Origin of the sequence: Micromonospora sp. NPDC093244, assembly GCF_040683695.1 — a bacterium.
GTDB lineage: Bacteria > Actinomycetota > Actinomycetes > Mycobacteriales > Micromonosporaceae > Micromonospora.
Map to the genome: position 1 here is coordinate 863,599 of NZ_JBFBEO010000002.1, position 19,253 is coordinate 882,851.

Genomic DNA, 19,253 nt, shown 5'->3' on the forward strand with positions numbered 1-19,253 from the left:
GGGAGCGGTGGGGGCGGGCGGGCGGCGCTAGCTGGCTTCGACGATCATGGCGGCGCCCACCGTGCGGTTGGTGGTCTCGTCGATGATGACGAAGCCTCCGGTGGTGCGGTTGCGCCGGTACTCGTCGGCCAGCAGCGGCACAGTAGTGCGCAGCCGCACCCGACCGATCTCGTTGAGCCGCAACTCGTCCGCCGACTCGTCCCGGTGCAGCGAGTTGATGTCGAGCCGGTAATGCAGCCCACGCACTATCGCCCGCGCCGAACGGGTGGTGTGCTTGATCGCGTACCTGCCGCCGACCCGCAACGGGGCTGTCTCGTCCATCCAGCACACCATCGCCTCGATGTCCTGGGCCACCGCCGGCGCGTTGTTCGGGCGGCAGATCAGGTCACCCCGGGAGATGTCGATCTCGTCGGCCAGTCGTACCGTCACCGACATCGGCGGGAACGCCTCAGCGACCGGCCCGTCGGCGGTCTCCACCGCGGCGATCCGGCTGGTGAAGCCGGACGGCAACACCATCACCTCGTCACCAGGCTTGAGCACGCCGGAGGCGACCTGGCCGGCGTAGCCGCGGTAGTCGGTCACAGTCGTGGACTGCGGACGGATCACGTACTGCACCGGGAACCGGACGTCGACGAGGTTGCGGTCACTCGCGATGTGCACCCGCTCCAGGTGGTGCAGCAGCGACGGACCCTCGTACCACTGCATGTTCTCCGAGCGGGTCACGATGTTGTCGCCGCGCAACGCGGAGATCGGCACCACTGTCAGGTCCGGCACGTCGAGCTTCGCGGCGAACGCGGTGAACTCGTCGGCGATGCGCTCGAAGACCTCCTGCGACCAGTCGACCAGGTCCATCTTGTTGACGCAGAGGACCAGGTGCGGCACCCGCAGCAGGGAACACAGGAACGCGTGGCGGCGGGACTGCTCGACCAGACCCTTGCGCGCGTCCACCAGGATCAACGCCAGGTCGGCCGTGGACGCCCCGGTGACCATGTTGCGGGTGTACTGGATGTGCCCCGGAGTGTCGGCGATGATGAACTTGCGCCGGGGCGTGGCGAAGTACCGGTACGCCACGTCGATGGTGATGCCCTGCTCCCGCTCGGCGCGCAGGCCGTCGGTGAGCAGCGCCAGGTTGGTGTACTCGTCGCCGCGGGCCGCGCTCACCGCCTCCACCGCGGCCAACTGGTCGGTGAAGAGCGACTTGGTGTCGTAGAGCAGCCGGCCGATGAGTGTCGACTTGCCGTCGTCGACGCTGCCGGCGGTGGCGAAGCGCAGCAGGTCCATGGGCCGGGCCTCCGGCCCGGTCCCGGTGACAGCCCGGTCCTCCGCATTCGCGGACGCCACGATCTCGGTGGTCATCAGAAGTAGCCCTCCCGCTTGCGGTCCTCCATGGCGGCCTCGCTGACCCGGTCGTCACCACGGGTCGCGCCGCGCTCGGTGATCCGGGTCGCCGCGACCTCCTCGATGACCTTCTCCACGGTGTCCGCGTCGGAGCGGACCGCCGCGGTGCAGGAGGCGTCGCCGACGGTGCGGTAGCGCACCTGCGCCTTGAACCGTTCCTCACCCGCGCGGGGGCGGAAGAACTCGTTCACCGCGTAGTACATCCCGTCCCGTTCGATCACCTCGCGCTCGTGCGCGTAGTAGATCGACGGCAGCGGGATGCGTTCGCGGGCGATGTAGTGCCACACGTCCAGCTCGGTCCAGTTCGACAGCGGGAAGACCCGGATCGACTCGCCCGGGTGGTGCCGGCCGTTGTAGAGCGACCACAGCTCCGGCCGCTGGTTCTTCGGATCCCACTGGCCGAACTCGTCACGGAAGCTGAACACCCGCTCCTTGGCGCGGGCCTTCTCCTCGTCCCGGCGGGCCCCGCCGAACAGCGCGTCGAAGCGGTGCTTCTCCACCGCGTCCAGCAGCACCGGCGTTTGGATCCGGTTGCGCATCCCGTCGCCGGACTCGCGGACCATGCCGCTGGCCAGGGCCTCCGGCACGCTCGCCACCACGAGATGCAACCCCAGCTCGGCGACCCGCTGGTCGCGGTATTCGAGGACCTCGGGGAAGTTGTGCCCGGTGTCGACGTGCATGACCGGGAAGGGGATGTTGGCCGGGGCGAACGCCTTCTGCGCCAGGCGCAGCATGACGATCGAGTCCTTGCCGCCGGAGAAGAGCAGCACCGGGCGTTCCATCTCGGCGACCACCTCGCGCATCACGAAGATGCTCTCCGCCTCCAGGGTGTCCAGGTGGGAGACCCGGTAGGCGGCGGGCGTGGTCATGACACCGGCTCGATTCGCTCGCTCATCCGATTTCCAGACCTTTCCGGTCGGGCATGTCAAGAAAGTCCGCTCAGGCTACCCGGAATGTCTCTGCAGCGCTGCAAGCAACCGGGTGGCGAGATCCTTGCGACAGACCAGCAGGTCCGGCAGGCGTGGATCCGCCTCGTTGTATTTCAGCGCAGAACCATCGATCCGGGAAGCGTGCAGTCCGGTGGCCGTCGCCACAGCGACAGGCGCCGCCGAGTCCCACTCGTACTGACCGCCGGCGTGGATGTACGCGTCCACCTCACCGGTGACCACCGCGGCGATCTTCGCTCCGGCCGACCCCATCGGCACCAGCTTCGCCCCCACGTCCTCGGCGAGGTCGGTGAGGAACACCGGCGGCCGGCTCCGGCTCGCCGCCAACCGGATCACCCGGGCACCCGCGGTGGCCGCCTCCACAGTCATCGGCGGGTACGCCGGCGGGTAGTCCGTGCCCAGCACCCGGTGCTGCGCCGGCAGACCCACAGCCCCGGCGACCAGCCCTTGCGGACTCGGCGCGTTGCGCGCCCAGAGCGCGATGTGCACGGCCCAGTCCGAGCGGCCCTCCTCGGCGAACTCCCGGGTGCCGTCCAACGGGTCGACGATCCACACCCGGTCGGCGGTCAGCCGCGACACCGCCCCGGCGTTGACCTCCGCCGCCCAGGCCAGCCGCGACCCCTCGTCCTCCTCGGAGAGCACCGCGTCGCCCGGCCGCCACTTCGCCAGCTCCGTACGGATCAGGTCGTGCGACACCTTGTCCCCGGCCGACTTGAGCGCGCCGGCGTCCGTGAAGCCCAACTCCGTACGCAGGTCGAGCAACGCCTGACCGGCCCGGGCCGCCAGCCACCGGGCGAACGCGCCGTCGATCATCGGAGGACTGCCCATCTGTGTCCGCTCCCGTCACCTCGCCGCGGTCCATGCCCGCACGGGCACCCACCGCGAGGCACTCGCCGGTCGCGGCCCGCCAAGAGGCGCAGACTACCGGCCCGGTGCGGCTGATCCGGTACGCCCCGCCCGGCTCAGGCCCCGTGGTAGAGGTTCTGGGTGGGCTCCACGCCCTTGAGGATCACCGACTCCACGACGTCGGCAGCACGGTCCACCAGGAAATCCAGCTCCTTGCGCTCCGCCGTGCCGAAATCCGACAGCACATAATCCGCCGGGTCCTGCCGCCCCGGTGGCCGGCCGACGCCGAACCGCACCCGGACGTAGTCCTTCGTACCCAACGACTTCGACATCGAGCGCAGGCCGTTGTGCCCGCCCTCGCCGCCGCCGCACTTGACCCGCACCTGGCCGAAACCGATGTCCAGCTCGTCGTGCACCGCGACCACCTGCGCCGGCGGCACCTTGTAGAACTGCGACAGCGCCGCCACCGGCCCACCTGACAGGTTCATGTACGTCAACGGCTTGGCCAGCACCAGCTTCGGCCCCCCGAAACCCAGCCGCCCCTCGGCCACCTCGGCGACCGCCCGCTTGTGCCTACCGAACCGCGCGCTCACCCGACCGGCCAGCAGGTCGGCCACCATGAACCCGACGTTGTGCCGGTTGCCGGCGTACTCCCGGCCCGGATTGCCCAGGCCGACGACCAGCCACGGCCCCGCCTCGTCCGTCACGACCCGTCCCCTCCGACGCCCGTCCCACCGACTCCCGATACGCCGACAGGCGCCCCCGATCCTCCGGGGACGCCTGTCGCACAGTACGAACCGATCAGGCCTCGGTACGCGCCTCGGCGGCCTCGTCGCCCTCGGCGGCCGGGGCGTCCGCGCCCTCGGAGCCCTCGGTGGTCTCGCCGACCTCGGCCTCGGCCTCGTCGGTGGCAACCTCGACCTCGGGCAGCGTCGCCTCGAGCTGCTCGGCGGTCGGGGCGGCGGTCACCGAGGCGACGGTCAGCTCCGAGTCGGCGGCCAGCTCGACGCCGGCCGGCAGGTCGACATCGCCGGCGGTCACCAGGGTGCCCGCCTCCAGGCCCTCGATCGACGCCTCGAGGTGGTCCGGCACCTTGGTGGCGTCGGCGGTCACCGAGAGGGTGTCGTGGTCGTGCACGATCAGGGTGTCCCGTGCGGCCTCGCCGGTCAGCTGGACCGGAACCTCGACGGTGACCTTCTCGCCGCGACGGACCAGCAGCAGGTCGACGTGCTCGAAGGTGTCCTTGATCGGGTCACGCTGGATCGCCTTCGGCAGCGCCAGCACCTGGGTGCCGTCGGTGATGTCGATCGCGAAGAGCTGGTTGGCGCCACCCTTGCGGATCGCGGCGGCGAACTCCCGCGACGGCAGCGCGATGTGCTTGGGCTTCTCGCCGTGGCCGTACAGCACGGCGGGCACCTTGCCGGCCCGGCGGGTACGGCGGGCACCACCCTTGCCGAACTCGGTACGGGGCTCGGCGCTGATCTTTACCTCGGACACGGGGAAACTCCTGATGCTTTTCGCTGCGGCGGCTTGTCGTCTGGCGGTGCTGGGGCGAGGGGCTCGCTGGGGCTCATGCGTCATGAACGACTGCCCGGAGCACCGCGTCGATGACGGTGCCTCCGTGCGGCGCTATTCAGCGGCCCGCCGGGCACCCTCGCCGTGGCAACCGCACCAGTCTACCCGAGCTGATTCCACGGTTTCCGGCAGTCCCCGATCACAGCTCCAGGCCGGCGCGCCGGCGGTGTTCCCGCCAGCGAGTCGGCCCCGTTTCGACCAGTTTGTCAGTCCGGACCCGTACCGGCACGGCGACTGGCGAAAACGGGGCCCGCACGCCCAGCTCAGCTCAGCTCAGCTCAGCTCAGCTCAGGCCACCGAAGAGGGTGGTCACCGAACCGTCGTCGAACACCTCCCGGATCGCCCGCGCCAGCAGCGGCGCGATCGACAGCACTGTCAGCTTGTCCAGCTGCTTCTCCGGAGGCAACGGCAGCGTGTTGGTCACCACGATCTCGCTGATCGAGCTGTTCTTCAGCCGCTCGATCGCCGGATCGGACAGCAGCGCGTGGGTGGAGGCGACCACGATCTCCGCCGCGCCCGACTCCTTGAGGATGTCCGCCGCCTTGGCGATCGTGCCACCGGTGTCGATCATGTCATCCACGATCAGGCAGACCCGGCCCTCCACCTCACCGACCACCCGGTTCGCCACCACCTGGTTCGGCTTCATCGGGTCGCGGGTCTTGTGGATGAACGCCAGCGGGCAGCCGCCCAGCCGGTCGGTCCACCGCTCGGCCACCCGTACCCGCCCCGAATCCGGTGCCACCACGGTCATCGGCCGGCCGGCGTACCGGTGCTCCACGTACTCCGCCAGGATGTCCATCGCGAAGAGGTGATCCACCGGGCCGTCGAAGAAGCCCTGGATCTGCGCGGTGTGCAGATCGACGGTGAGGATCCGGTTCGCGCCTGCCGTCTTCAGCAGATCCGCCACGAGCCGGGCCGAGATCGGCTCCCGACCACGGTGCTTCTTGTCCTGCCTGGCGTACGGGTAGAACGGCAACACCACGGTGATCCGCTTGGCGGAACCCCGCTTCAGCGCGTCCACCATGATCAGGGTCTCCATGACCCAGGTGTTCACCCCGTGCGTCACGGACTGCACCACGAAGGCGTCCGATCCACGCACCGAGTCCTTGAAGCGTACGAAGATCTCGCCGTTGGCGAACTCGTACGCGTCGGCCGGCGTCGGCGCCACGCCGAGCACCTCGCCGATCTCCTTGGCCAGCTCCGGAAAACCCCGTCCGGAGAAGAGCATCAGGCTTTTGCGGTTTTCGGCGACGATGCTGCCCATGGGCCCGTCTGCTCCCGTTTGTCGGCGGTACCCGGCCCGGTGGTGGTGGGTCGGGGACTAGTCGGTTGCAGTATCTCCCGCGCCGGACGCACCGCCCACCGTCTCGGCCCGCCCGTGCATTGCCTCACTGTCGCTTGCGGCGGGTGCCACATCCGACGCACCCTTCGCGTCGCCGGCCCGCTGCGCGGCCTCGGCCGCCGCCGTACCGGCCCGCCGCTTCACCACCCAGCCCTCGATGTTGCGCTGGCGCGCCCGGGCGACACCCATCGCGCCCGCCGGCACGTCGTCCACGATCACCGAGCCGGCCGCCGTGTACGCGCCGTCGCCCACCTCGACCGGCGCCACGAACATGTTGTCCGCTCCCGTACGGGCGTGGCTGCCGATCACCGTGCGGTGCTTGTTGACCCCGTCGTAGTTCACGAAGACCGAGGCGGCCCCGATGTTTGTCTGCTCGCCGATCGTGGCGTCGCCGACGTACGTCAGGTGCGGCACCTTCGAGCCGGCGCCGATCTGCGAGTTCTTCACCTCGACGAAGGTGCCGACCTTCGCCTTGCCGGCCAGTCGCGCCGCCGGCCGCAGGTACGCGTACGGCCCCACGCTGGCGCCCTCGCCGACCTCGGCGCCGACGGCGTGGCTGCGGACCACCGACGCCCCCGGACCGACGATCGTGTCGACGAGCGTGACGTCCGGGCCGATCAGCGCGCCGGAGCCGACAACGGTGGCGCCGCGCAGCTGGGTGTTCTGGTCGACCACCGCGTCGCGGTCCAGCGCGACGGTCACGTCGATCCAGGCGGTCGCCGGGTCGAGCAGGCTCACCCCGGTGCGCATCCACGCCTCGTTGACCCGGTCACGCAGCAGAGCCCGCAGCGACGCCAGCTCCACCCGGTCGTTGCAGCCCAACGTCTCGACGTGGTCGGCGGCCACGTGCACCGCGACCGGCTCCCCGGCCGAGCGCAGCAGGCCGAAGACGTCCGTCAGGTACTCCTCGCCCTGGTCGTTGTCGGTGGAGAGCTTGCCGAGCGCATCGCGCAACCGCGCCGCGTCGAACGCGTAGATCCCGGCGTTGATCTCCCGGATGGCGCGCTGCGTCGGGTCGGCGTCGCGCTCCTCGACGATCTGCTCCAGCCGCCCGTCGGCGTCCCTGACGATCCGCCCGAGGCCCGTCGGGTCGGGGACCTCGGCGGCCAGCACCGTCGCCGCGGCGGCCGCCTCCTCGTGTGCGGTCACCAGCGCGCCCACCGTCTCCGGGCGCAGCAGCGGCACGTCCCCGTTGATCACCACGACGGTGCCGGCGCCCTCCGGGACGGCCTCCAGCGCGATGCGTACGGCGTGACCGGTGCCGAGCTGCTCGGCCTGGAGCACGGGGGTGGCGTCCGGGGCGATCTCGCCCAGGTGGCTCCGGACCTGGTCGGCGCCGTGCCCCACCACCACGACGGTGCGGTCCGCGGCCAGCGGCGCGGCCGCGCTCAGCACGTGGCCGAGCAGCGTACGACCGAGCAGGGGATGCAGCACCTTGGGCAGTGTCGACTTCATCCGCTTGCCCTCACCGGCGGCGAGCACGACGACGGTACGACTGTGGGGCTGGGGCACGATGTGGCTCCCGTCGGGACGGCGGACACTCTCGCGGCCATGCTAACCACGGGGCCCGGCACGGTTCCCTCTTACCCCCAGTAGAACCTAAAACGGACTTTGGGGAGCAGCTCGGCCGCCAGGGTTCGAACCTGAAATACGGGTACCAAAGACCCGGGTGTTGCCAATTACACCACGGCCGATCAGCGACATGAGCGTGTCGCATCAGGGGATGGGCATCCCGCGCTACACCTTAGCGCCCCGAGCGCCGGACGCCACGGCTCATTTCGTCCCGCCCGACTCGACAGGCGCGGGGAACCTAACCGCGAGCGGCCCGGACGAGACGAGACGCTGTCGGCCACCCGGCGCCAGAGGCTTCTGCCCTGGTTGTTTGGGCAGCTTGTCGGGGCCTGTTGGAACTTCCCCGTGCGATCTACGGTGCCGTAAGTTACGGTGACGTAGGCGTAGCTTCGTGATCGCTTTCTCCCCCCTCTGCGAGGTTTCATGACCACCGTGCTCGAACCCAACACCGCCGCCCCCGGCCCGAAACCGCTCACCGACGGCAGCCAGTCCTCCGGGATCCTGGCCGCCCTCTGGGCGTTCGTGGTGATCCCCTTCGTGGCCCTGCTGGTCGCCGTCCCGGTGGCCTGGGGTGGCTGGCTGGGCTGGACCGACGTGATCATCGCCCTGGTCTGGTACGTGGTGTCCGGGCTGGGCATCACGGTCGGCTTCCACCGCTACTTCACCCACGGGTCGTTCAAGGCCAAGCGCTGGCTGCGCGCCTCGCTGGCCGTCGCGGGTTCGCTCGCGGTGCAGGGCGAGATCATCCAGTGGGTGGCCGACCACCGTCGGCACCACGCCTTCTCCGACCTGGAGGGTGACCCGCACTCGCCGTGGCGCTTCGGCACCAGCTTCTGGGCGCTGACCCGGGGCCTGTTCCACGCGCATGTGGGCTGGCTGTTCCGGCGCGAGTTGTCCAACCGGCAGCGGTTCGCACCGGACCTGATCGCCGACCGCGACATCAGCCGGGTGGACCGGCTCTTCCCGGTGCTGGTCGCCATCTCGCTGCTCGGCCCCGCGGTGATGGGCGGCCTGATCACCTGGTCGTGGCAGGGCGCGCTCACCGCGTTCTTCTGGGCCGGGTTGGTCCGGATCGGCCTGCTGCACCACGTCACCTGGGCGATCAACTCGGTCTGCCACGTGTACGGCGAGCGCCCGTTCGTGATGCGTCAGGGTGACCGTGCCTCGAACTTCTGGCCGTTGGCGATCCTGTCCTTCGGCGAGAGCTGGCACAACCTGCACCACGCGGACCCGACCTGCGCCCGGCACGGCGTGCTGCGCGGCCAGGTGGACATCTCCGCCCGGGTGATCTGGCTGTTCGAGAAGGTCGGCGCGGCCTCGCAGGTGCGCTGGCCGAAGCCGGAGCGCCTCGAGGCCAAGCTGGTGAAGCCCGTCGCAACGCAGTAAAGCGGGCGGTGCACGGGGAGGCCGCCTGGCAGGATGGCCGGGTGACCGAGCGACGCGGGGGGACCGGACGGCTCGGCAGACGGGGAGCCGAGCCCGATCCGGGCACGGTCGGACGGCGTGGCGGGGCGGCTGGACCGCCCGCCGGTGAGGCGACGACGTGAACGGGCACGACGGAGGCACCATCCCACGGCAGGGCGTCACCAAGCGCCAGCGAGGCGGCGACATGTCCGAGGTCAGTGACGGTGCCAACGGCCGGGCGACGCCGCCGGTCCCGGCACCGAAGGCCAAGCCCACCCCCCGGGTCCGCATGCCGGCGGCCCAGCGGCGGGAGCAGTTGATCGCGACTGGCCGGCAGCTCTTCGCCGAGCGGGGTTTCGACGCCACCTCCATCGAGGAGGTGGCGGCCCGCGCCAAGGTCTCCAAGCCTGTGGTGTACGAGCACTTCGGCGGCAAGGAGGGCCTCTACGCGGTGGTGGTGGACCGGGAGGTCCGGGCCCTGTTGGACCGGATCACCACGGCGCTGACCGCAGGGCACCCCCGGGAGCTGTTGGAGCAGGCGGCGTTGGCCCTGCTGGGCTACATCGAGGAGGAGACCAGCGGGTTCCGGGTGCTGGTCCGCGAGTCGCCGTTGATGTCCGGCACCGCCAACTTCAGCAGCGTGATGAACGACGTGGCACACCAGGTCGAGCACATCCTGGGCGCCGAGTTCAAGAGCCGCGGGTACGACCCGAAGCTCGCCGAGCTGTACTCGCAGGCGCTGGTGGGCATGGTGGCGTTGACCGGCCGCTGGTGGCTGGAGGTCCGCAAGCCGCGCAAGGAGACGGTGGCGGCGCATCTGGTCAACCTGGCGTGGAACGGGTTGTCGCACCTGGAGGCGAAGCCGACGTTGATCACCACTAGGCGCGGCTGACCCCGTTCAGCGGCGGTGGGAGTCGGCCACCGGGTGTTTGCGCAGTTCCAGTTCCGCCTCGGCGTGTTCCGGGGGGCCCACCTTGTCGTACAGGCCGGTGCCGAGCAGGACCAACCCGAACAGCATCGACACGACCACCGTCGACATCGAGAAGTTGAGGAAGTTCGCCTCGGTCTGGAGCACCGACATCATCAGGATGCTGGTCGCCAGGAAAACCACACCGGCGGTGAGGTTGATGTAGTGGCCGAGGTTGGTGCGCCGGGACGCCCCGATGATCAGGACCACCCCGAAGACCACCGAGGCGAGCGAGAAGGCCAGGTTGGTGCGCAGTCCGAGCGCCCAGTGGCTGCCCCTGTCGAAGAGCGGGTCGCCCAACGTCTCGGCGACACCCCAGACTCCGAAGACCAGGATGTAGACGCCGATCAGACCGGCGAGGACCCGGTAGATCGGCCGAGCCGGATGGTTCACCGGAAAGTGCGGCATACCCAGACCCCCTGAATTGACCGATTCAGGAGGATTGTCCCTCGAGACAGCGCCAACTGTTCGAGGAACCACAAAGCCGAGGCGTCCGCCGAAAGGCTGGACCAGGTCAGGTTTTCGCCGGAGCCCGAGCTGCGCAGGGATCAAGCCTGACCGCCCGGAGCAGCTCGGGCTCCGGCGAAAACCGCAACAGCAACCTCAGAGCACCAGGCGGGCCTTCTGGAAGGCCTCCGCCTCCTCGTCCGACCCGACCTTGCCGTACATGCCGACCATGAGCAGCACCAGGGCGGCCGAGAGCACCACGACCACAGTGGTGATGCTGAAGTTGAAGATGTTCGCGTCGGTCCGGATGAACGCGAGACCGGCCAGGCCGATCACCATGAGGGCGTACGCCAGCCACTGGTTGATCGCCACGTCGATGTTGCGGCCGAGACCCGTGCCGATCAGCACGACGACCCCGAGCAGCACGCTGAGCAGCGAGAAGCCGAGGTTGGTGCCCTGGCCGAGAACCTTCGTGTCATCCTGCGCGAGGATCTCGTTGCCGGCGCTCGCGATGATGCCGAGCACACCGAAGACCACCAGGTACAGACCGGTCAGCCCGCCGATCGCCCGGTAGATCGGCCGCGCGGGGTGGTTGACGGGGGTGTGGGCCATGTCTGAGTCTCCAACGCCGTGGGGTGAGGTGTCGCCGACGATTGTCCCGCATGTGGCGGTGTGACGCCGCACACGGCCCCCGCCCCGGCGCGCCCGGCCGAATCAGCTCTCGGGAAGCTCCTCGGCGAGAGTCATCCAGGTCTCCTCGATCCGCTCCCGCTCGGCCCGCAGGTCCTTGAGCTGGGTGTCCAGCTCGGCGACCCGGGCGTAGTCGGTGGCGTCGGCGGCGAGCTGGTCGAGCAGTGTGGCCTCACGCTGGTCGAGCTTGCCGAGCTGGCGTTCCAGGCGGGTCAGCTCCTTGCGGGCCTGACGCACCTCGGCGGCGGACATGCCGCCTCCCGAGGAGGCGGCGGGCGCGGAGGTCGAGGTGACGCCCGCCCGAGGAGAGCCGGCCCGCTCCGCGGTCCTGGCGAGGTACTCGTCGACGCCGCCCGGCAGGTGCACGAGCCGACCGTCGCCGAACATCCCGTACGCCGTGTCGGTGACCCTCTCGATCAGGTACCTGTCGTGGCTGGCCACGATGATCGTGCCGGGCCACGAGTCGAGCAGGTCCTCCAGCGCGGCGAGGGTGTCGGTGTCCAGGTCGTTCGTGGGCTCGTCGAAGAGCAGCACGTTGGGTTCGCCGGCGAGCAGCCGCAGCATCTGCAACCGGCGACGTTCACCGCCGGAGAGGTCGCTGACCGGGGTCCAGAGGCGGCGGTCGTCGAAGCCGAAGACCTCGGCGAGCTGGGAGGCGGAGACCTCCCGGTCGCCGAGCTGCACCCGGCGGGCGACCTCCTCCACCGCTTCCAGCACCCGCAGGTGCCCGGGCAGTTCGGCGAGTTCCTGGGAGAGGAACGCGGGCCGCACCGTGGAGCCGGTGTTGAGGCGGCCACCGTCCGGGCGGGTGATGCCGGCGAGCATCCGCAGCAGGGTGGTCTTGCCGGCGCCGTTGGCGCCGAGAATGGCGATCCGGTCACCGGGGCCGACCAGCCAGGTGACGTCGCGCAGGATCTCCTTCGGGCCGGCGTGCAGCTCGACGTTCTCCAGCTCGTATACCTGCTTGCCCAGGCGCGACACCGCCATCCGCTGCAACGACATGGTGTCGCGGGCCGGCGGCACGTCGGCGATCAGCGCGTTCGCGGCGTCGATGCGGAACTGGGGCTTGGAGGTACGGGCCGGCGGGCCGCGGCGCAGCCAGGCGATCTCCTTGCGGAGCAGGTTCTGCCGGCGGGCCTCGGTGGCGGCGGCGACGCGCTCGCGTTCGACGCGGGCGAGGGTCCAGGCGGCGAAGCCGCCCTCGTACGCGCGGACGGTCTGGTCGGCGACCTCCCAGGTGTTGGTGCAGACCGCGTCCAGGAACCACCTGTCGTGCGTGACCACGACCAGGGCGCCCCGGCGGCCGACCAGGTGCCGGGCCAGCCAGTCGACACCACCGACGTCGAGGTGGTTGGTGGGCTCGTCGAGGATGAGCAGGTCGGATTCGCGGACGAGCAGCGCGGCGAGCGCCACCCGCCGCCGTTCGCCACCGGACATCGGGCCGACCGGCTGGTCGAGGCCGAGGTGCGGCATGCCGAGGCCGTCGAGGATGTTGCGGACACCAGCGTCGCCGGCCCACTCGTGCTCGGCGCCCATGCCCTCGCCGAGCCAGGCGGTGCCGAGCACGACGTCCCGGACGGTGGCGTCGGGGGCGAGGGTGAGTTGCTGGGGCAGCCAGAGCACGCGCAGATCACGGCGGTGGGTGACCCGGCCGTCGTCGGGATCCTCCTGCTTGGTGAGCAGGCGCAGCAGGGTGGACTTGCCGGCGCCGTTGAGGCCGACCACACCGATCCGGTCGGCGTCGTCCAGGCCGAGCGAGACGTCCGTGAGCAGCCGCCCGGCGGCGCCGTACCCCTTGGACACCCGGTCCAGATTGACGATGTTGGCCACGTTCCACCCTTCAAGATCAAGGCGTCCGGGTGCCGGCGGGCACCTCGGGACGCCTGACCCAAGGGTACGCGGGCGTTCCGGTCACCCGCGCCGCGCGCCCGCGGCCCGCGCCGGGCTGGCGGGACCCGCCGTCAGCCGACCCGGGCGCCGGCGACCGGACCGCGCGCGACCCGGGCCTCCCGGCAGACTCCTGCGCTGGTCAGCTCGGCGGCGATCCGTTCGGCGCTCGCCGCGTCGGCGGCGAGGAAGACGCACGTCGGGCCGGAGCCGGAGACGAGACCCGCGAGCGCGCCCGCCGCCTCGCCCGCCTTGAGGGTGTCGGCCAGCGCCGGGCGCATGGCCAGCGCGGCGTCCTGAAGGTCGTTGCCGAGCGTACGGGCGAGCACCCGGGGATCCCGCTGACGCAGCGCGCCCAGCAGCGCGTCGGTGCTGCCCAGCGGCACACCGGCGGTGCCCGCCTCACGCAGCCGGTCCAACTCGCGGTACGCGGCCGGGGTGGACAGGCCGGCGTCGGCGATGGCCACCACCCAGTGCCAGGACGTCGGGCGGACCAGCACCGGGCTGACCGCCTCGCCCCGACCGGTGCCCAGCGCGGTGCCCCCGTAGATCAGGAACGGCACGTCGGAGCCGAGGTCGGCAGCGATCCCGGCCAGTTCGTCCCGGGACAGGCCGGTCCCCCAGAGCGCGTCGCAGGCCACCAGCGCGGCGGCCGCGTCGGCGCTGCCACCGGCCAGCCCACCGGCGAGGGGGATCTGCTTGCGCAGGTGCAGGCGGGCGTGCGGGAGCACCCCCGCGTACCCGGCGAGGGCGTGCGCGGCACGGATGATCAGGTTGGAGTCGTCGAGCGCCAGCTCGCCGGTGCCCTCCCCCTCCATGGTCAACGCCAACGTGTCGCCCCGCCGGGCGGTCAGCTCGTCGTAGATGGAGATGGCGTGGTAGACGGTGTTCAGCTCGTGGTAACCGTCACGGCGCAGCGGACCCACCCCGAGGTGCAGGTTGACCTTCGCGGGCACCCGCACCCGCACCGGGCCGGTGGCCCCACGTCGCTCGTCCTCGCCGTCCGGTCGCCAGGCCTCGGTCACGGGGTGACATCCCGTACGGGCAGGCGGATGTCGAACGGCTTGGCCACGATCTGCTCCTCGGCGTCCTCGGCGGGCAACGGCGACAGCCTACTTCGCGGCCGGCGTACCGACCGGAGCCGACGCGGCGATGGCGGCGAACTGCGCGACGGTGAGCGACTCCCCCCGGGCGCCGGGGTCGACGCCGGCCGCGGTGAGCGCGGCGGCGGCCCGGTCCGCGCCGCCGGCCCAGCCGGCCAGCGCGGCGCGCAGGGTCTTGCGGCGCTGCGCGAACGCCGCGTCCACAACGGCGAAGACCCGCTCCCGGGGTACGTCGGCGCGGGGCGGCTCGTGACAGGTGAAGGCGACCAGGCCGGAGTCGACGTTCGGCACCGGCCAGAACACGTTCGGCGGCACCCGGCCGGCGCTGCGGGCCTGGGCGTACCAGGCGAGCTTGACCGACGGGATGCCGTACACCTTGGAGCCGGGACCGGCGACCAGCCGGTCGGCGACCTCCTTCTGCACCATCACCAGGCCGTGCCGCAGGCTGGGCAGCGCGGCGAGCAGGTGCAGCACCACCGGCACGGCGACGTTGTACGGCAGGTTCGCGACGAGCGCGGTAGGTGCCGGGTCGGCCAGTTCGGCGGGGTCGATCCGCAGCGCGTCGGCGCGGTGCACGGTGAGCCGGCCGGCGTCCGCGCCGGCGTGCCGGGCGACGGTCTCCGGCAGCGCCCCGGCGAGCACCGGGTCGATCTCCACGGCGTGCACGTGCCCGGCGACGGGCAGCAGTCCCAGGGTCAGCGAGCCGAGGCCCGGGCCGACCTCCAGGGCGACGTCGTCGGGGGTCAGGCCGGCGGCCGTGACGATCCGACGCACGGTGTTGGGGTCGTGCACGAAGTTCTGGCCCAGCTTCTTGGTGGGCGCGACGCCCAGACGGGCGGCGAGTTCCCGGATCTCCGCCGGGCCGAGGAGGCTCACCACGGGCCGAAGACCCGGTCGCCGGTCGCCGAGATTGCCGCGCACAGCTCGTCGAGGTCGGTGCCAGTGGTCTCGGCGAGCGACCGGACGGTCAGCGGGATCAGGTACGAGGCGTTCGGGCGGCCCCGGTGCGGCGTCGGCGTGAGGTAGGGGGCGTCGGTCTCCACCAGGAGCTGGTCCACCGGTGTGAGCGCGGCGGCCTCCCGCAGCGCGGTCGCGCTGGCGAACGTGACGGTGCCGGCGAAGCTGAGCAGGTAGCCACGGCGGACGCACTCGCTGGCGAACTCGGCGTCACCGGAGAAGCAGTGCAGCACCACCGTGTCCGGGGCGCCCTCGTCGTCGAGGATCCGCAGCACGTCCGCGTGCGCGTCCCGGTCGTGGATGACCAGGGCCTTGTCGTACCGCTTGGCGATGGCGATGTGCGCCCGGAAGCTGGCCTCCTGCGCGGCGCGGCCCTCGTCGCCGGTACGGAAGAAGTCCATCCCGGTCTCGCCGATCCCCCGGACCCGGTCGCGGGCGGCCAGCGACTCGATCTCCCGCAGCGCCTCGTCGAGGTCGGGTAGCCGGGGCGCCTCGTTGGGATGCAGCGCCACGGTGGCCAGCACCGCCGGGTACGCGTCGGCGGTGTCCGCGCCCCACCGGGAGGAGGCGACGTCCACGCCCACCTGGACCAGCCGGTCCACGCCGACGCTGGTGGCCACCGCGACCGCCGCGGCGACCGGGTCGTCGGCCGGCCCGCCGCCCGGCACACCGGCCTCGCTGACGGTGATGTCCAGGTGGGTGTGGCTGTCCAGCACCGGCCGGGGCAGCGGCTCGGGGGCGGGCGGGAACTCTCCGGCCCGCCGGGCGGCACGCTCGCGGCGGGTTTCAGTCGGCTCGCTCATCAGCGACAGCATCACACACCGGGCCTGGCCATCCGCCCGCCACCCGGCGTTCACCTCGACTACGCCGCGCGACTCTAGCGTCGCCGCGTGAGCGAGCCCAGCAGTCCCGCCAGCGAGCGCACCGGGCTGCGCGTGACGTTCGACGGCGGCGTGTACCCGGCCGAGGAGATCGCCCGGGGCGCCGCGTACGAGGTGTTCAGCCCCGACGAGGTGACAGGCTTCGAGTGGGCGCCCCGGCCGGGCAGCGCCCTGCCGTGGCGCAGGTTCGTACACGTCACCGAGGTGTCCGCCGTACACGGGGCGACGCAGCCGGTCGAGGAGCCGGACACGCCGCTGATGATGCCGGCGCACCGGGAACGCGGGTGGGCGCACCTGCACCAGCTCAGCCAGCAGCCGTCCGCCGCCGGAGACCCGCTGCTGGTGGCGGCGCGCGCGTCGGCCGTCGTACGGCGGGGCACCCGGATGGTGAAGGTGCTCTCCGCCCGCCAGCTCGCCGGCTACGTACGGGGCTGGCTGCCGCACGGCTTCTGCTACCGGGAACACGACGTGGCGCACCTGCGTACGCCGTCGGCGACCACCGTGCTGCGCACCGACGGCGAGGTCGGTCGGGACGGCTCCGACGTGGCGTACGCGCTGCGGTGGCGGGCCGCCGACCCGGGCGACTACGACGTGCCGGTCGGCGAGGCGCACAGTGGCCTGACCGCGTTGGCGTCCCGGGACCGGCTGGGCCCTCCGGTGCTGGGTACGGGTTTCGTGCCGAGCAACGGTCAGCTCATCCCGGAGTTCATCACCCGGGACTTCGCGGACCTGCCGATGCCGGCGAACGCCGCCCTGCTCGCCTACCCGAGCGAGGGGGTGGAGGTGGTGCTGTACACCTACCAGGCGGAGCAGCGCGGCTGGCTGCGGATGGTGGGCCCGCAGTGGCGGCACCTGCTGTCCGCGGTGCCCGGCCTCTCGCCCGACCAGGAGTACGTGCCGACCGGGGACGCGCCGCGCTCCACGCAGCTCGTCGGCGTGCACGGCGACACCGAGTACGAGGCGGTGGCGGACCTGCCCGGCGGGTTTCGGGTGCTGGCCATGACCCGGGCCGCCCGCTACCCGGTGGACGCGGTGGCCCGCCGCCTCCGGTTCGCGCGGTGGCGGGGTGTGCCCTGCCTGGTGCTGCGCGAGGAGGCCGGCTGGCTGCGGTTGCGGCTGCGTTTCCCCGACCCGGACGCGGTTGTCGCCACCGGCGCACAGTGCCATGACCGTGGCGTCTACGAGACCTGGGCGCCCGGCGCCGAGGTGACCGACGACCAGGTGCTGGACGCCAGGTACGCGATGTGACGCCGCGCGGCGGGGCGGTGTGCTCCCGCCGCGCGGCTCGTACGCTCAGCCGGCCAGCCGGGCCAGCTCCTCGTCGACGATCGACGGGTCGAGCTTGCGGAACACCGGCTTCGGCGCGGCCAGCGGCCGGCCCGCCTCGACCGGCACCGACTCCCAGCGCGCGCCGACCGTGTAGTCCCCGGTCAGCACCGGGTACGCCGGCCCGCCGTCGAGGTCGTCGACCTGCTCGATGACCGGCATCGGCGCGTGCACGCCGGTGCCGCCGAGCAGCTCGTGCACCTGCTGCGCGGAGTGCGGCAGGAACGGGGTGAGCAGCGTGTTGGCGTCGCTCACCACTTGGAGCGCGACGTGCAGGATGGTGCCCTGGCGGGGCTTGTCGGCCTCGTCCTTGAGCTTCCACGGCGCCTGCTCGGACAGGTACCTGTTCGCCTCGGCGACCACCCTCATGGCCTCGCCGATCGCCTGCTTCTGCCGGTGCCTGCCGATCAGGTCACCGACGGTGGCGAACCCGGCGCGGGCCACCGCGAGCAGCGCCTCGTCGGCCTCGGTGAGCCCGGCCGGGTCGATCGGCGGGATCGCCCCGAAGTTCTTCGCCGCCATCGAGACCGACCGGTTGACCAGGTTGCCCCAGCCGGCGACCAGCTCGTCGTTGTTGCGGCGCAGGAATTCGGCCCAGGTGAAGTCGGTGTCGTTGCTCTCCGGGCCGGCGGCGGCGATGAAGTAGCGCAGCGCGTCCGCGTCGTACCGCTCCAGGAAGTCCCGGACGTAGATGACCACCTTGCGGGACGAGGAGAACTTGCGCCCCTCCATGGTCAGGTACTCGCTGGAGACCACCTCGGTGGGCAGGTTGAGCCGGCCCAGCTCGCCCGGCTCGCCGTCGCGGGAGCCCTCGCCGGAGTAGCCGGAGAGCAGCGCCGGCCAGATCACCGAGTGGAAGACGATGTTGTCCTTGCCCATGAAGTAGTAGGCCTGGGCGTCCTTCCCGGCGCCGTCGGCGGACCACCACTTCCGCCACGCCTCCGGGTCACCGGAGCGGCGGGCCCACTCGATCGAGGCGGACAGGTAGCCGATCACCGCGTCGAACCAGACGTAGATCCGCTTGTCCGGCCGGTCCCGCCAGTCGTCCAGCGGGATCGGTACGCCCCACTCCAGGTCCCTGGTGATCGCCCGGGGCTGGAGGTCGTCGAGCAGGTTGCGGGAGAACCGCAGCACGTTGGGCCGCCACCCCTCCCGCGTGTCCAGCCACTGCCGAAGCACGTCGGCCAGGGCCGGCAGGTCCAGGAAGAAGTGCTCGGTCTCGACGAACTTCGGGGTCTCCCCGTTGATCCGCGACTTCGGGTCGATCAGGTCGATCGGGTCGAGCTGGTTGCCGCAGTTGTCGCACTGGTCCCCGCGCGCGCTGTCGTACCCGCAGATCGGGCAGGTGCCCTCGATGTACCTGTCGGGCAGGGTGCGCCCGGTGGACGGCGAGATCGCGCCCATGGTGGTCTTCGGCACGATGTAGCCGTTGCGGTACATCCCCTCGAACAGCTCCTGCACCACCGCGTAGTGGTTGCGGGTGGTGGTGCGGGTGAACAGGTCGTACGACAGCCCGAGGCCGTGCAGGTCCTCGACGATCACCCTGTTGTACCTGTCGGCGAGCTCGCGCGGGGTGACCCCGTCGGCGTCGGCCTGCACCTGGATGGGGGTGCCGTGCTCGTCGGTGCCCGAGACCATGAGCACGTCGTGGCCGGCCATCCGCATGTACCGGGCGAAGACGTCGGAGGGAACGCCGAAACCGGAGACGTGGCCGATGTGGCGGGGGCCGTTGGCGTACGGCCAGGCCACTGCCGCGAGAACGTGACTCATGAGCAGCAAGCCTAGTGACCCGTGCCGGGCGCCCGCGAACCAATAGGGGGTGCCGGGGCGGCGGACCGGGCCGACCACGCCGGCCGTTGGTCCGATTTGTCGCCGACACGCGTCCGAGCTGCCCGTTCCGCCTCCTTCGCA

General features: G+C 71.4%; 17 protein-coding genes and 1 tRNA gene. 3 read left to right on the forward strand and 15 right to left on the reverse strand.

The features are described 5' to 3' along the window. Nucleotides 1-27 precede the first annotated feature (27 nt). The 8 genes from AB0N27_RS14080 to AB0N27_RS14115 form a co-directional block, all read right to left on the reverse strand. Nucleotides 28-1,281, reverse strand: coding sequence for a GTP-binding protein (locus tag AB0N27_RS14080; protein ID WP_364370704.1), 1,254 nt, complete (start codon nucleotides 1,279-1,281; stop codon nucleotides 28-30). A gap of 74 nt (nucleotides 1,282-1,355) precedes the next feature. Continuing rightward, nucleotides 1,356-2,267 (reverse strand): sulfate adenylyltransferase subunit CysD, encoded by a 912-nt coding sequence (gene cysD, locus AB0N27_RS14085; protein WP_364368323.1) that lies wholly within the window; start codon nucleotides 2,265-2,267, stop codon nucleotides 1,356-1,358. Nucleotides 2,268-2,342: 75 nt separating this feature from the next. Beyond that, nucleotides 2,343-3,173, reverse strand: coding sequence for an inositol monophosphatase family protein (locus tag AB0N27_RS14090; RefSeq protein ID WP_364368326.1), 831 nt, complete (start codon nucleotides 3,171-3,173; stop codon nucleotides 2,343-2,345). 134 nt (nucleotides 3,174-3,307) lie between these two features. After that, a complete protein-coding gene (pth, locus tag AB0N27_RS14095; RefSeq protein ID WP_364368329.1) occupies nucleotides 3,308-3,898 on the reverse strand; it encodes an aminoacyl-tRNA hydrolase in 591 nt (196 codons plus the stop codon). Between the two features lie 94 nt (nucleotides 3,899-3,992). After that, nucleotides 3,993-4,688 (reverse strand): 50S ribosomal protein L25/general stress protein Ctc, encoded by a 696-nt coding sequence (locus AB0N27_RS14100; protein ID WP_364368332.1) that lies wholly within the window; start codon nucleotides 4,686-4,688, stop codon nucleotides 3,993-3,995. A 361-nt stretch (nucleotides 4,689-5,049) separates the two neighbouring features. Next, the gene (locus tag AB0N27_RS14105; RefSeq protein ID WP_139584190.1) at nucleotides 5,050-6,030 is read right to left on the reverse strand and encodes a ribose-phosphate diphosphokinase; all 981 of its coding nucleotides are present in this window, start codon (nucleotides 6,028-6,030) and stop codon (nucleotides 5,050-5,052) included. A 57-nt stretch (nucleotides 6,031-6,087) separates the two neighbouring features. Then, on the reverse strand, nucleotides 6,088-7,623 hold the full coding sequence (glmU, locus tag AB0N27_RS14110) for a bifunctional UDP-N-acetylglucosamine diphosphorylase/glucosamine-1-phosphate N-acetyltransferase GlmU (protein ID WP_364370707.1): 1,536 nt from the start codon (nucleotides 7,621-7,623) through the stop codon (nucleotides 6,088-6,090). Between the two features lie 107 nt (nucleotides 7,624-7,730). After that, nucleotides 7,731-7,802: transfer RNA gene (locus tag AB0N27_RS14115), tRNA-Gln, on the reverse strand. A gap of 301 nt (nucleotides 7,803-8,103) precedes the next feature. On the opposite strand from AB0N27_RS14115, the gene AB0N27_RS14120 reads away from it, so the two are divergent. Beyond that, nucleotides 8,104-9,066 (forward strand): acyl-CoA desaturase, encoded by a 963-nt coding sequence (locus tag AB0N27_RS14120; protein ID WP_364368335.1) that lies wholly within the window; start codon nucleotides 8,104-8,106, stop codon nucleotides 9,064-9,066. A gap of 223 nt (nucleotides 9,067-9,289) precedes the next feature. Next, nucleotides 9,290-9,976: a TetR/AcrR family transcriptional regulator gene (locus AB0N27_RS14125; protein WP_364368338.1), complete on the forward strand. Its 687-nt coding sequence runs from the start codon at nucleotides 9,290-9,292 to the stop codon at nucleotides 9,974-9,976. Between the two features lie 6 nt (nucleotides 9,977-9,982). Here AB0N27_RS14125 and AB0N27_RS14130 read toward each other — a convergent pair whose 3' ends face one another. The 6 genes from AB0N27_RS14130 to AB0N27_RS14155 all read right to left on the reverse strand — a co-directional run bounded on the left by AB0N27_RS14130 (nucleotide 9,983) and on the right by AB0N27_RS14155 (nucleotide 15,950). Next, nucleotides 9,983-10,459: a DUF4383 domain-containing protein gene (locus tag AB0N27_RS14130; RefSeq protein ID WP_364368341.1), complete on the reverse strand. Its 477-nt coding sequence runs from the start codon at nucleotides 10,457-10,459 to the stop codon at nucleotides 9,983-9,985. A 195-nt stretch (nucleotides 10,460-10,654) separates the two neighbouring features. Continuing rightward, nucleotides 10,655-11,110 carry a DUF4383 domain-containing protein gene (locus AB0N27_RS14135; RefSeq protein ID WP_364368344.1) on the reverse strand — a complete coding sequence of 152 codons (456 nt, stop codon included), beginning with the start codon at nucleotides 11,108-11,110 and terminating at the stop codon, nucleotides 10,655-10,657. A 102-nt stretch (nucleotides 11,111-11,212) separates the two neighbouring features. Beyond that, on the reverse strand, nucleotides 11,213-13,018 hold the full coding sequence (locus AB0N27_RS14140; protein WP_364368347.1) for an ABC-F family ATP-binding cassette domain-containing protein: 1,806 nt from the start codon (nucleotides 13,016-13,018) through the stop codon (nucleotides 11,213-11,215). Nucleotides 13,019-13,149: 131 nt separating this feature from the next. Then, a complete protein-coding gene (locus AB0N27_RS14145) occupies nucleotides 13,150-14,100 on the reverse strand; it encodes a 4-(cytidine 5'-diphospho)-2-C-methyl-D-erythritol kinase (protein WP_364368350.1) in 951 nt (316 codons plus the stop codon). 87 nt (nucleotides 14,101-14,187) lie between these two features. Next, nucleotides 14,188-15,057: a 16S rRNA (adenine(1518)-N(6)/adenine(1519)-N(6))-dimethyltransferase RsmA gene (rsmA, locus tag AB0N27_RS14150; protein ID WP_364368353.1), complete on the reverse strand. Its 870-nt coding sequence runs from the start codon at nucleotides 15,055-15,057 to the stop codon at nucleotides 14,188-14,190. Next, nucleotides 15,051-15,950, reverse strand: a complete 900-nt coding sequence (locus tag AB0N27_RS14155) for a TatD family hydrolase (RefSeq protein ID WP_364368356.1) — start codon at nucleotides 15,948-15,950, stop codon at nucleotides 15,051-15,053. The genes rsmA and AB0N27_RS14155 overlap by 7 nt, the downstream gene beginning before the upstream one ends. A gap of 75 nt (nucleotides 15,951-16,025) precedes the next feature. Between AB0N27_RS14155 and AB0N27_RS14160 the strand changes: the two genes are divergently transcribed. Continuing rightward, nucleotides 16,026-17,264 carry a hypothetical protein gene (locus tag AB0N27_RS14160; protein ID WP_364368359.1) on the forward strand — a complete coding sequence of 413 codons (1,239 nt, stop codon included), beginning with the start codon at nucleotides 16,026-16,028 and terminating at the stop codon, nucleotides 17,262-17,264. 45 nt (nucleotides 17,265-17,309) lie between these two features. Here AB0N27_RS14160 and metG read toward each other — a convergent pair whose 3' ends face one another. Beyond that, entirely contained in the window at nucleotides 17,310-19,112 is a 1,803-nt protein-coding gene (gene metG, locus AB0N27_RS14165; RefSeq protein ID WP_364368362.1) for a methionine--tRNA ligase, read from the reverse strand. Nucleotides 19,113-19,253: the final 141 nt, after the last annotated feature.